The sequence below is a fragment of the Photobacterium sp. AWH4_225 genome, from assembly GCF_056158405.1.
In genome coordinates this window covers 1,214,719-1,227,410 of sequence record NZ_JBSWTF010000001.1, presented here as the reverse complement: position 1 = coordinate 1,227,410, position 12,692 = coordinate 1,214,719, and the positions used below count along the sequence as shown (strand labels likewise).

Here is a 12,692-nt window from a genome sequence, read left to right as displayed (position 1 = left end):
ACAAGGCACAATACTGCTTGATTTTCAAACAACCAGTCACATCGGGCAGGAAACTTACCTTACTGCTCTTGGAATATGGCAGGCCTGAACCATGCCGCTTTTCGGTCTTGGCGGTAACGTATTACTTCAATATCATTTCCGCTAATTTGCAGTGTGACTTGTCCTGCTTCAGAGGTCGCAAGCCAACTTACGCCTCTATCCAGATAACGCTGTCGCACTTCAACAGAGGGCAATTGCCAAGGATTATATCGTGCCACCGATACCAATGCGTAGTTTGGCGACATGCTGCCTAGCCAGCCCATCTGGTCAAGCCATGTCATAGTCGACGAGCTGCGACTGCCATGATGGGGCACCAGTAAGATATCTGGTGCAAGTTTGGGCTCCAGCCTTGCCAACAACAGTTCGGAAACCGCATCAATATCCCCGGTCAGCAGTAGAGAGACTCCCTCCGCTTCCTGACCGCTGCTTTTACTGTTTTCATTAGCACTAAGGCGCTGTTTTACTTCAATCACACAAGAATGGGGGTTCGCCGCCCTTGTCACTTGTCTGGGTGGCCAGAGTACCCGGAACTGCAGGCTTTGCCACCGCCAGCTCTCGCCACGGGTACAGGGTAAGTAACCAGCGCGCAAGTCACTGCTGCGCTTCCACAAAGGTGCAAATGTCTCAACTATGTAATCAGATCCAGCAGCATGGTCGCTATCCGCATGGCTCAATATCAGTCCATCCAGCCGACTCTGGCCGCTTTGCTTCAATACCGGTTCAATAACCGAGCTAGCAATAGAGCCTCCCGGCCAGCGATTTCCCGTATCGTAGAGGACACTGCGATTGTTGCTCGAAATCAACACTGCCAACCCATGACCGACATCAAGCATGTCGACCTGCCAAGTATCGATATTTCTTTGGTTTTCTGGCCCTTGCTTATTCCACACCCCGGCGACAACAACCAAGACACTGATCACTGCGGCAAATCTTTTGAACGGTAGCAACCAGACCAAGATAATGATGACAGCAGCCGATAAGACCCACCCTCCCTGACTATCGGCTAATGTCCACCAGCCACCTCGAGATATCTGCGCCAACTTAAGCACAGGCATCAACGTCAAATCGGCTAAATGCCAACAAGTTAAGGCTATCAGTTCTATTGGAGAGAAAATAACTGCGGTTAAAACCAGAGGGACAGTGGTCATACTCACCCAAGGAACTGCCAGCAGGTTTATAACAGGCGCCCAGGGAGAAAACCCGCCGAACCAAAGCCACTGCACCGGCAGCATCAAAGCCAACAAAGACAGCTGAAGCAATACCAACGCCTTCATCCTTCCATACCAGCGCTGGAATACTGTTAGTTCCGGGTGGCTATCAAACCTCACACCACCAGCATGAACGATGGCAATAACCGCAACCGCCGAAAACGACAACCAGAAACCCGCGTTGTATGAGGCAAGCGGATCCTGCACAAGGCTGAGGGTAAACACCAACAACAAGACTTGCCAACTAGGCCAAACGATACGAAGCCGTAGTAAAATTAAGGCAACCATACTCATCAGTAAGGCTCGCTGTGTGGGCAAAGTAAACCCAGCAAGCCACGCATATAACGCACCGATGCACAATCCCAACCATAGCGGCAACCAAATCGCTTGCGGCCGGTCACCCATCGAATGGCGCAACAACCCGCCGCACCACCAGCCCAGCATAATAGCAAGACCAATATGCAGCCCGGATATCGCCATTAGGTGGGCAAGACCGCTATCTCGCAACAGCCCCCAATCTTCATCTTGCAAAGCATCACGATAGCCAAAGCTTAATGCCAGCAAATAGCTTTGGTACTCCAGTTCTGCTGTATAATCAACCGCGATATCAAACACCGACTGGCGAAGTGATGCCAGATCATTGTTACCATTTTCCAAGCGCTGACCACTAAGTACGACGCCAGTTGCATGGTTCCCTTGGCCAACAAATTGCCGTTCCCGATCATAGCCTGCACTATTTACCCGGCCAATTGGCGGCTTCATCCTGATCTTTAACTGCCAGCGTTCTCCTTGCTTCATCATCGGTACATTGTCTGGGTCTTGCCAGCTCAGCCTTAAACGCAGTGTTTTGCTCGAATGTTTACCTTGCTGACGTAATTCTGACGTTACAAAATCAAACAAAGTATCTAATTTCTTATGATTTAATAGGCTACTAACTTCACCAACTATGGTAATATTCCTCGGCTCAATAAAAGCCAGTTGGACGTTTTTTAGATAGGATGTTGCGGCGAGATTCGCCAAACAAGCACCGATCGCGATATAGATCAAAAGTCGCCATCGGAAATAGAAACACACTACACTGCCTATCATTAAGGCTGTAATAAATACATGATAGGTTGGCAATGCCGACCAGAAATGAAGCGATAGCAGTCCAAGTGCAACCCCGGCAGCGCTTTTGTTCATCTCAAGCCTGCCTGTGAACAATAGAATTACAATGCCAAGACAAGTAATTAAACGAATAATGCCAAGCCACGATGTCATCAAGCGCCAAAAAGCGCTGAAGATATTTGGCAATGTGCTTTACAACCCAAATTTGTGGTGCCTCAATCGCCGTTCGGCGTCTGGCGCATTTGCGGTCGGTTTGTTTATGGCGTTCGTACCTCTTCCCAGCCAGATGATCATGGCTGCCGGCGCCGCCATCTTCTTCAGCGTAAACTTGCCGCTGGCGGTTTGCTTGGTATGGATCAGTAACCCTATCACTATGCCTGTGATGTTTTACGGTGCCTATAAAGTTGGCGCTTGGCTGATGAATACACCGCACCAAGCTTTCCATTTTGAGCTGTCCTGGGAATTCCTGTTGCACCAAATGAACCAGATTGGACCTCCTTTTCTTATGGGCTGCGCTGTCTGCGCCGTCTTCTTCTCTGCTTTGGGTTATTTCGGTATCCGCGGCTTATGGCGCTACTCTGTTGTCCGAAGCTGGCAAAAACGCCGATTCAGGGTCTTGAGCCTCCACAAGGATTAATCGCCAAATAACAAAAAACCTCGCAGATGCGAGGTTTTTTTATACTCAATCTTTTTAAGTCCAATGTATGGCTGGCTCAATTATTTCTGACAAAAAGCCGAAGCGGTTGGCAGACTAATAAAACCAAGCCATACATTTTACCGAAAAGCTCGACCTTTCCCCCAAAGCGGTACCTTGAAAGATTTACCTAAGAGCAGCACCTTGAGGGACGTTGGTCGATTATTTGGCACTCAGTACGGTTGCAGGTTGAAGGGCGCCTGCACGCTTGGCTGGATACCAGGTTGCCAAAAAGCTCAATATCACAGCGGTTGTTGTCACCAGCATCACATCATGCATCGATAACGCGGTCGGGAGAAAATCAACAAAGTAGATATCTCCAGACAGGAACTGATGACCAATCACACTTTCCAAGCCTTTAATCAAGGTTGTCAGGTTAACCGCAACCATTGAGCCCAGCAGTGACCCCACCAAGCTTCCTACGACACCGGATAGTACACCGTGCCATACGAAAATAGAGCGGATCAGCCGATCAGTTGCCCCCATGGTGCGCAAGATCGCAATGTCTGCGGCACGGTCTTTCACCGCCATCATCAAGGTAGACACGATGTTGAAGCAAGCCACCCCAATGACCAATACCATTACCAGATACATGATGGTACGTACCATCTGGATATCACGGTAAAGATAGCCATATTTCTGGTTCCAGCTTTTCAGGTAGACATACACAGGTAGGGTAAAGCCGACTTCCCGCACGATGCTCTGGGCATCGAGTACCTTGTCCACGTTCAGTTCAATACCTGTAACCCCGTCGCCCATTGATAGATACTGCTGGGCATCTTTCAGTGGCACCAACGCAAAGTTGTGGTCGATCTGCCCGGCTAGAGCTAGCAAGCCCGCTACTTGAAGTCGAATACGGTGAGGGGCTTTGAGCTTCAAACTAGGATCCGGGTTTGGGATCATCGCAGTGATCCAATCTCCCACTCCAATACCTAGCTTATCAGCGACACCCTGTCCCAGTATCACCTGCTGCTTGCCCGCTTCAAGGCTCTCCCAAGCGTTGTCTTTCACATACTGCGGCAACACACTGACGTCTTTCTGCTTTTCAGGATCAACGCCGCGTACTTCCACCGCCTTGAGGCTACTGCCTTTTTCCAGCAATGCCGTGAACTGAACATAAGGGGCCGCTGCCGTCACCCGCGGGTGCTGCTCGACCAAATCAAGTACTGGCTGCCAATCCTCGAAAGGCGGGGTGACAGCCTCCAGCTCTCCATGAGGGATCACCGACAGCACACGGTTTTGCAGCTCGCGCTCGAAGCCATTCATGGCCGAAAGGCCGATGATGATCACCGCCACACCCACAGCAATACCCAAGGTCGATGAGATAGAAATAAACGAAACCATGCGGTTTCTTTGTTTGGCGCGACTAAAGCGGCTACCGATAAATAGAGAAAGCGGTCGGAACATCAAGCCACCTCTACCTGCTGCAACTCGCCGTCTTGCATGTGCATGCAGCGGTCCAGCTTGCCAGCAAGCTCATTATCATGGGTCACCACCAAAAAGGCCGTACCGGATTCTTTATTGAGCTTGCGCATCAGGTCATAAATCTCAAGGGCTGTCTTATGATCCAAATTACCCGTTGGTTCATCCGCCAGTACTAACGATGGCTTGTTTACCAGCGCTCGAGCAATAGCAACACGTTGGCGCTCACCACCACTTAGCTCTGACGGGCGATGTTCCAGTCGATGTCCCAAGCCAACCAGCTCCAGAATGCTATGGGCCTGCGAACGAGCCTTGGCCGCAGGGATCCCACCGATAAGCAAAGGCATTGCCACGTTCTCCACCGCACTGAAGTCTGCCAGCAGGTGGTGGAACTGATACACAAAACCAATCTCTTTGTTACGGAGCTTAGCCTGCTTGTTGGCACTCATAGCATTGAGTTTCTGCCCTTTGAAGAACACGTCCCCTTCGCTCGGATCATCCAGTGCACCGAGCAGATGCAATAGTGTACTTTTACCTGAACCCGATGCCCCGACAATTCCGACCAACTCACCGGCATCCAGGTGGAACCCCACCCCTTTAAGCACCTCTGTCTCAAGTTGGGCTTCGCGATAAACTTTTCTCAAGCCCTGACAAACCAATAATGCATTACTCATAACGAAGTGCCTCAGCAGGACGAACCGATGCCGCCCGGTAGGAAGGAAAAACAGTTGCCAGCAAACTTAGGATAATCGCGCCGACAATAACTAAAATAATCTGCAGCGGCGAGATCACTACAGGTAGGTGCCCACCAGCAGAAATCAAATTCACCCCCATCACAGTCAACAGAGCGTTGAGGTTCAATGCCAGTACAGTACCCAGCAAACCGCCGATAATCGCACCGATCACCCCACTGCTGGCACCTTGCACCATAAATACCATCAAGACTTGGCGGCTACTCATGCCCTGCGTTTTCAAAATAGCGACTTCAGCCTGTTTCTCCATCACCACCATGATCAGCGCAGAAATGATATTGAATGCCGCAACGCCGATAATCAGCCCGAGCATCAAGCCCATCATGTTCTTTTCCATTTTCACCGCTTGGAAAAGCTCACCGCGTTGCTCACGCCAATCCGACCATGTCATCCCTTCAGGCAAAGGCTGGTTGGCCAGCTCGGCCACGACAAACGGGTCATCGACAAACAAACGCCAACCAGTAATTTGGCCGGGTTTAAACCTAAGCAATCGCCCGGCATCATCGATGTGGGTCAAGATTAATTGGCTGTCGACATCTGAGCCGGTGTTGTACAAACCAGCCACTTCAAAGTTTCGTTGGCTTGGAATGCGACCAAGCGGCGTATACTGGCTAGCACTCGTCACCATCAGGCGAACCTTGTCACCCACTTTCACCCCCAATTGATTAGCCAGCACCTGACCCAAGATAACCTTATAGCTACCCGCTTGCAGATCCATGATATCGCCTTGGTTGATGTAGTAACCCACCGGCTCAAATGCATCAGGGTCAACGCCTAGCAGCATGCCCGCCGACAAGGACTTGGCACTCTGTAAAATAGCCTCGCTACGGGTAAGCGGCGACACCATATCCACACGGGGGATGGCAGTAAGAAACTCAGGGGGTTGCTCAGTACGGACAAGGTGCCCATCTTGGCTGGAGATAACAGCTTGGGGCATCACTCCAAGGATCCTTTCCTTGAGTTGTTGCTCAAAACCATTCATAACAGACAGTACCGTGACTAGGGACAACACCCCGACGGTAATCCCCGCGGTCGACATATAAGAAACAAAGCGGCTGAACCTATCTCCAGAGCGTCCCCTGAGATAGCGCAGCCCGATAAAAAACGATACGGGATGAAACATAGAGTAAGAAGATACCATCCTTATAAAAAACTGTTCGAAAGCATACCTGTTGCAGCTCTCGATTACCATTAAGCGCAGTAAAACTAATGTAAAAACAGCGGTTAAAACCACCACTCTTCGGCTTGCTTACTTGTCCCGATGCAATAGCTGAGTGATAATCGTAGAATAGTTAATTTATAACGAGTGCGACATGAATCAGGACGAGTATTTTTCAGTCCATGCCGGATTGACCATCAACGTAGAACCTCTGCCACCCGGTGAAAGTGTTCCCGACATGCTGACTTTCCAGCAAGAAATCCCGCCCCTGTTTCGTATTGCCAGTGAATGCAGCAGCTTGGATGAAGGACTGGAGCATTCTTTATCCCAGCTCAAAAAAGATGAGTTTAAAGCTCTGTCCAATTATCTGGCGGCCCAAAACAACAAGATCAACTTGTTGCTGTCTTTTGTGCTTGCTCAGCAAGATGATGCCAACCTCCGCTTCATCACCCATACGTTCGGCGCAAGCCAGCTGTCCTACTTTTCACCGCAAGCGCTGGCAGAGGGAAGTAAAGTCAGACTCAAGTTGTTTCTCGACAACCCTGCCGCGGCTGTTTATGCCTATGCTGAAGTAACCCAGTGCCAACCTCAGCCAGACAGCAGCTATGAGATAGCTTTGAAATACGTATGCTTGATGGAAGATGACAGGGATCTGCTGATCCGAGCCGCCCTGCACTTCCAGCAAAAAATTCTGCGCCAACGCGCCCAACAGCGATCAGACAATAAAAGTTAACCATGAAAGCACAGTCTATTCTCTCTCTACCATTACCGTCCAAACCAGGTGACAACCGATTTATCGGTAATGTGTCCGGTGCTGCGCTGGCACTTTCCGTCGCAGAGCTAGCCCAAGATCATCAGGGTCCCATCCTTGCTGTGGTACCTGACACCCAAACAGCACTGCGTCTGCAACCTGAAGTCAGTCAGTTTACCTCGTTGGAAGTGAGCGTGTTCCCGGACTGGGAAACCCTGCCTTACGATAACTTCTCGCCGCACCAGGATATAATTTCAGACAGACTGACTCGCTTGTATTCCCTGCCACAGCAGGCTGATGGCGTGGTTTTGGTGCCAATCAGTACCCTGTTGCAGCGCCTAACGCCACGGGCTTTCATCCACCAGCATGCACTGATGGTGCGCAACGGTGACAAGCTATCATTGGATAAACTGCGCTTGCAGCTGGAAGCCTCGGGCTACCGCCATGTTGATCAGGTTATCGAACACGGTGAATACGCTAGCCGTGGCTCATTGATTGACTTGTTCCCGATGGGCAGCAATCAGCCTTACCGCATTGACTTCTTTGATGATGAAGTCGACTCCATCCGTCAGTTTGATCCGGAAAACCAACGTTCAACGGGTGAAATTGATCAAATTCGCCTGCTGCCAGCCCACGAATTCCCGACCGATGAAATCGCCATCGAGAATTTCCGCATGCGCTGGCGTGAGCGCTTCGAGGCACGTCGCGAGCCGGAATCTATCTACCAGCAAGTGAGCAAAAAGACCTGGCCTGCGGGTATCGAATATTGGCAGCCACTATTTTTCGAGCAAACCGAAACCCTGTTCGACTACCTGCCTGATAACAGCTTACTGATCACCATCGGCGCATTAGAGCCTGCTGTTGATCAGTTCCTGACCGATGCCGAGTACCGCTTCGACCAACGCCGGGTCGACCCGTTGCGCCCTCTGCTTGAACCCAAAGAGCTGTGGCTGACCAAAGATGAAATGTTCACTCATTTCAAAACACTGCCCCAGGTGCGCATCCGCCATGATATCGAGCCAGATAAAGCAGGCCGCTATAACCTCCCGGTACAGGCTATCCCCGAGCTGACCATCAACCACCAGCTCAAAGAGCCACTAGCCGAACTGCGTCGCTATTCGGAAAGTTACCCGGGTAAAATTATTTTCTCTGTGGCCTCGGAAGGCCGTCGTGAAGCCCTGCTTGATTTGCTGGGCCGGATCAAACTGCGTCCTGTCGTCGCCTCAACACTGACCGAGGCATTGGCAGCACCGGGCAAATTCAGCCTAGTCATCGGTGCGGCTGAACAAGGCTTTGTTCTGGAACAACCTGATATCGCATTGATTTGTGAAAGCGATCTTCTGGGTGAACGCGTTGTCCAGCGCCGTCGCCGCGATGAAAAGAAATCCGTCAACGCCGATACCATTATCCGCAATCTGGCCGAACTAAAAGTCGGTCAACCGGTTGTTCATATTGACCACGGTATCGGCCGCTATCAGGGCTTACAGACCTTGGAAGCGGGCGGGATGAAAACCGAATACGTCACCCTGGAATATCAAGGTGGTGCCAAGCTCTATGTCCCTGTGGCTTCGCTACACCTGATCAGCCGCTATTCCGGCGGGGCGGAAGATAGTGCCCCAATTCACAAACTGGGTGGCGAGACATGGGCCAAAGCCCGCAAGAAAGCAGCAGAGAAAGTGCGTGACGTCGCCGCTGAATTGCTCGATGTTTACGCCAAGCGCGAGATGAAGCCGGGCCACAAATTCAACCTTGACCGTGAAGCCTACGCTGATTTCTGTACCGGCTTCCCGTTCGAGGAAACCCACGACCAAGCGCTGGCTATCAACGCCGTACTGTCGGACATGTGCCAGGCCAAAGCAATGGACCGTTTGGTGTGTGGTGATGTGGGCTTTGGTAAGACAGAAGTGGCGATGCGTGCGGCCTTTGTCGCGGTCGACAACAACAAGCAGGTTACCGTACTGGTACCGACAACCTTGCTGGCCCAGCAGCATTTTGAAAACTTCCGCGACCGTTTTGCCAATACGCCGGTGCGGGTTGAAGTACTGTCGCGTTTCAAAACTGCCAAGGAGCAGAAGCAGATCTTGGCCGATATGGCCGAGGGAAAAATCGATATCCTGATCGGCACCCATAAGTTGCTCAATGCCTCTTTAGACTACCATGACCTTGGCCTGCTGATTGTCGATGAAGAACACCGCTTCGGGGTTCGCCAGAAAGAAAAGCTCAAAGCGATCCGTGCCGATGTCGACATCCTGACCCTGACTGCTACGCCGATCCCTCGTACCTTGAATATGGCCATGAGTGGTATGCGTGATCTATCAATCATCGCAACACCACCTGCTCGTCGCCTGGCGATCAAGACCTTCGTCCGCGAGTCGGACGATGCGCTGGTCAGGGAAGCAGTACTGCGTGAAATCATGCGTGGTGGTCAGGTTTACTTCCTGCACAACGATGTCGACTCCATCGAGAAGACGGCCGAAGATCTGGCCAAGCTTATCCCGGAAGCACGTATTACCTTTGCCCATGGTCAAATGCGTGAACGCGAACTCGAAAAGATCATGAGTGACTTCTACCACCAGCGATTCAACCTGCTGGTATGTACCACCATCATCGAAACCGGTATCGATGTACCGACCGCCAACACCATAGTGATCAACCGTGCCGATCACCTCGGTTTGGCCCAGCTACACCAGCTTCGTGGCCGTGTCGGTCGTTCGCACCACCAAGCGTACGCCTATATGCTGACGCCGCACCCTAAGCGCATGACCAAGGATGCGGTCAAACGACTCGAGGCAATTTCATCACTAGAAGACTTGGGCGCAGGCTTTACCCTTGCCACCCACGACCTTGAAATCCGTGGTGCAGGTGAACTACTTGGTGATGAGCAAAGTGGTCAGATCCAATCTGTCGGCTTTACCTTATACATGGAAATGCTCGAGCAAGCCGTTGAAGCACTCAAGGAAGGTAAAGAGCCTTCACTGGATGATTTACTACGTCAGCAAACTGAGATCGAGCTGCGTCTGCCGGCCTTGTTGCCTGAAGACTTCATCCCGGATATCAATACCCGACTGTCGCTGTACAAGCGTATCGCCAGTGCCAATGATGAAAAGGCGTTGGATGAACTCAAGGTAGAGCTTATCGACCGCTTCGGCCTGCTGCCTGATCCAACGACCAACCTGCTGGTTCTCAACAAGATCAAGCTCAAAGCTGCGGGGATTGGCGTGCGTAAGATCGAAGCCGGCGAGAAAGGTGGCTTCATAGAATTTAACCCAAATGCCAATATCGACCCTGGCTTATTGGTTGGGCTGCTGCAATCACAGCCACAACATTTCCGGATGGAAGGGCCAACCAAGCTGAAAGTCATGGCACCGATGAGTGACAGAAAAGACAGAATAAAGTATGTTGACGGTCTTCTAACAAAGTTGGCCGAAAACGCTCTATAATAGATAGCACTTAAGTGCGGAGTATTATCTTGAAAAATCTCATTTATTTGCTGCTGTTCGCCATTAGCTGGCCAAGCCTTGCAGCCAGACAGTTCGATATCGAAGTGATCCTTTTCAAGCGCAACATTGCGCCTGAGCAGGTCAGCGAATCTTGGCCTGATAGCCAAAAGCCTATCAACCTCAAAGGCGCTATCGACTTTGGTGATACTGCTCGCCTACAGGCACGAGGGATCACCAAAATGCCTTCGTCGCAGTTTGAGCTCAACTCACAGTACAATAAGCTCAAGCAACACGCAGGCTTTACCCCGCTAGCACACTTTGGTTGGCGCCAAGGTGATTTGAGCCGTGCCGCAGCACCTCGCATTCACTTTACAGCCGGTGAAGACTTCTCCGCCCAGTTTTTACCTGATGGCAGCGTGAAATCTGCCCAGTCTAGTGAGCCTGCTGATGAGCAGTTCAATGACGGTTTCACCGAAGAGTCACTCACGGAAACGGATGACAGCATCGAGAAAGACATTCAGTCTCTGCGCGAGCTTGACGGTACGCTGCGTGTGTATGTTCAGCACTTCCTGTTCACCGAAGCTAACTTTGCACTTCGCGAACCAAGCCGTCGTGAAGTGATTATCGGTGCCGAGCCTCTTGATACGATGGATGGGTCGCTAGAGCCAGAGAGCAACGTGCAAATCGGTCACCTGCAAGAAGTGAAAAAGCAGGTCAAAGTAGAAGAATTCCTCAAGGCGTACCAGTTCCAGCAACAGCGTAAGATGCGCAGTGGTGAAACTCACTACCTTGACCACCCTCTAATGGGTATGGTGATCCAAATTCGTCGTATCGACGGATAACCTCACCAGCTAACAAGTACTCACTCACAAAGGGCTGCATAACGCAGCCCTTTTCACATTTTCAACCCCTTCCTTCTTGTCAGCCACGACAATCCCGACACTGCAGTTTATGCTAATACCAACTGAGTCATATTCAGTTGATACTAGAATGCATATTTACGGAGACTGTGGACAGGATGAAAACAGACTACCAACTGACAAGCAAGCGCTTGCTGCTTCGCCCCTATAAAAATGCCGATCTGTTGGATTTGCTTGAGGCCATCCACCATTCGCAGCAAAGCCTTACCCCTTGGCTTCCTTGGTGCCACGCCCAGTACAGCCAACACGATGCCCATGAGTGGATTCATGCTAGCCAACAAAATTGGGCTTACGACATTAGTTATGAGTTTGCTATCTTCGAACGCAGTACGGAGACGTTTATTGGTAGCACTTCGCTGAGCAATTTGTCCGAGCTGACCAATTCGGCTGAAATGGGGTATTGGATCCGGTCCAGTGCCCAGAGACAGGGCTATGCCAAAGAAGCCTGCCAAGCTATTGCCCAGTTTGCCTTCGAGACTGTCGGCCTAACACGGATCGAAATAGTCACCCACACCGGTAACCTTGCCAGCCAACGCACAGCCCTTGCTACCAAGGCCCATTTTGAGTGTACAGCCCGAAACCGGATCATCACCCAGGATGGCCCAGTCGATGGTTTACTGTTCTCACTCATCCCCAGTGATATTACCTCTTCTCCCCCGCCTTTCACCCAGCAATAAGCTCTGCTACTATCAGCCAATGAATCAACACGAAATGAGGAACTTACGTGTTTAAAATTATTCTGGGTATCGCCCTTGTTGCGCTAATCATCTTCTTTATTCAACGCTCCCAAGGTAACAAGCAAGCGGCTGTTGAAAATATCAAGGCGGGTGAAACTTTCCTGGCTGAGAACAAGGAAAAAGAAGGGGTGAAGACCACTGCATCCGGCCTACAGTACCTGGTACTGCAAGAAGGCACTGGTACCGTTCATCCAAAAGCGAGCGACAAAGTCACCGTCCACTACCACGGTACGCTTCTAGACGGCACAGTATTCGACAGTTCAGTTGAACGTGGCGAGACTATCCAATTTGGCCTGAACCAGGTAATCAAAGGCTGGACTGAGGGTGTACAGCTAATGGTTGAGGGTGAGAAAACACGCTTCTTCGTCCCGGCCGAACTTGCCTACGGCAACCGAGCAATCGGCTCTATCCCACCGGGTTCGGTGCTGATCTTTGATGTTGAGCTGTTTAAAATCAACTGATT

General features: G+C 51.0%; 10 protein-coding genes. 6 read left to right on the top strand and 4 right to left on the bottom strand.

Annotation, left to right across the window (positions count from 1 at the left end):
• Positions 1–59: 59 nt before the first annotated feature.
• Entirely contained in the window at positions 60–2,429 is a 2,370-nt protein-coding gene (locus ACXAD4_RS06025) for a DNA internalization-related competence protein ComEC/Rec2 (protein WP_475239581.1), read from the bottom strand.
• A gap of 31 nt (positions 2,430–2,460) precedes the next feature.
• On the opposite strand from ACXAD4_RS06025, the gene ACXAD4_RS06020 reads away from it, so the two are divergent.
• On the top strand, positions 2,461–2,991 hold the full coding sequence (locus ACXAD4_RS06020; RefSeq protein ID WP_475239580.1) for a DUF2062 domain-containing protein: 531 nt from the start codon (positions 2,461–2,463) through the stop codon (positions 2,989–2,991).
• 219 nt (positions 2,992–3,210) lie between these two features.
• On the opposite strand, the gene lolE is transcribed toward ACXAD4_RS06020, so the two are convergent.
• Genes lolE through lolC form a run of 3 tightly spaced genes read right to left on the bottom strand, consistent with a single transcriptional unit; the run spans position 3,211 to position 6,345 of the window.
• Positions 3,211–4,455 (bottom strand): lipoprotein-releasing ABC transporter permease subunit LolE, encoded by a 1,245-nt coding sequence (gene lolE / locus ACXAD4_RS06015; RefSeq protein ID WP_475239578.1) that lies wholly within the window; start codon positions 4,453–4,455, stop codon positions 3,211–3,213.
• Positions 4,455–5,144: a lipoprotein-releasing ABC transporter ATP-binding protein LolD gene (lolD, locus tag ACXAD4_RS06010; RefSeq protein WP_475239575.1), complete on the bottom strand. Its 690-nt coding sequence runs from the start codon at positions 5,142–5,144 to the stop codon at positions 4,455–4,457. The genes lolE and lolD overlap by 1 nt, the downstream gene beginning before the upstream one ends.
• Positions 5,137–6,345 carry a lipoprotein-releasing ABC transporter permease subunit LolC gene (lolC, locus tag ACXAD4_RS06005; protein WP_475239574.1) on the bottom strand — a complete coding sequence of 403 codons (1,209 nt, stop codon included), beginning with the start codon at positions 6,343–6,345 and terminating at the stop codon, positions 5,137–5,139. The genes lolD and lolC overlap by 8 nt, the downstream gene beginning before the upstream one ends.
• Positions 6,346–6,535: 190 nt before the next feature.
• Between lolC and ACXAD4_RS06000 the strand changes: the two genes are divergently transcribed.
• The 5 genes from ACXAD4_RS06000 (at position 6,536) to ACXAD4_RS05980 (ending at position 12,690) form a co-directional block, all read left to right on the top strand.
• Positions 6,536–7,114, top strand: a complete 579-nt coding sequence (locus ACXAD4_RS06000; RefSeq protein ID WP_475239573.1) for a PilZ domain-containing protein — start codon at positions 6,536–6,538, stop codon at positions 7,112–7,114.
• Between the two features lie 2 nt (positions 7,115–7,116).
• Positions 7,117–10,572, top strand: coding sequence for a transcription-repair coupling factor (gene mfd / locus ACXAD4_RS05995; protein WP_475239570.1), 3,456 nt, complete (start codon positions 7,117–7,119; stop codon positions 10,570–10,572).
• A gap of 29 nt (positions 10,573–10,601) precedes the next feature.
• A complete protein-coding gene (locus tag ACXAD4_RS05990; protein WP_475239567.1) occupies positions 10,602–11,414 on the top strand; it encodes a peptidoglycan binding protein CsiV in 813 nt (270 codons plus the stop codon).
• A gap of 176 nt (positions 11,415–11,590) precedes the next feature.
• Complete coding sequence (locus tag ACXAD4_RS05985; RefSeq protein WP_475239565.1) at positions 11,591–12,169, top strand: GNAT family N-acetyltransferase; 579 nt, start codon at positions 11,591–11,593, stop codon at positions 12,167–12,169.
• A gap of 47 nt (positions 12,170–12,216) precedes the next feature.
• Positions 12,217–12,690 (top strand): FKBP-type peptidyl-prolyl cis-trans isomerase, encoded by a 474-nt coding sequence (locus ACXAD4_RS05980; RefSeq protein WP_475239563.1) that lies wholly within the window; start codon positions 12,217–12,219, stop codon positions 12,688–12,690.
• Positions 12,691–12,692: the final 2 nt, after the last annotated feature.

What these genes read in the sequence shown, in the direction of transcription:
- ACXAD4_RS06025 (WP_475239581.1), bottom strand. Translation starts at nt 2,429, where the DNA reads ATGAACAAAAGCGCTGCCGGGGTTGCACTTGGACTGCTATCGCTTCAT.
- ACXAD4_RS06020 (WP_475239580.1), top strand. Translation starts at nt 2,461, where the DNA reads ATGCCAAGACAAGTAATTAAACGAATAATGCCAAGCCACGATGTCATC.
- lolE (WP_475239578.1), bottom strand. Translation starts at nt 4,455, where the DNA reads ATGTTCCGACCGCTTTCTCTATTTATCGGTAGCCGCTTTAGTCGCGCC.
- lolD (WP_475239575.1), bottom strand. Translation starts at nt 5,144, where the DNA reads ATGAGTAATGCATTATTGGTTTGTCAGGGCTTGAGAAAAGTTTATCGC.
- lolC (WP_475239574.1), bottom strand. Translation starts at nt 6,345, where the DNA reads ATGTTTCATCCCGTATCGTTTTTTATCGGGCTGCGCTATCTCAGGGGA.
- ACXAD4_RS06000 (WP_475239573.1), top strand. Translation starts at nt 6,536, where the DNA reads ATGAATCAGGACGAGTATTTTTCAGTCCATGCCGGATTGACCATCAAC.
- mfd (WP_475239570.1), top strand. Translation starts at nt 7,117, where the DNA reads ATGAAAGCACAGTCTATTCTCTCTCTACCATTACCGTCCAAACCAGGT.
- ACXAD4_RS05985 (WP_475239565.1), top strand. Translation starts at nt 11,591, where the DNA reads ATGAAAACAGACTACCAACTGACAAGCAAGCGCTTGCTGCTTCGCCCC.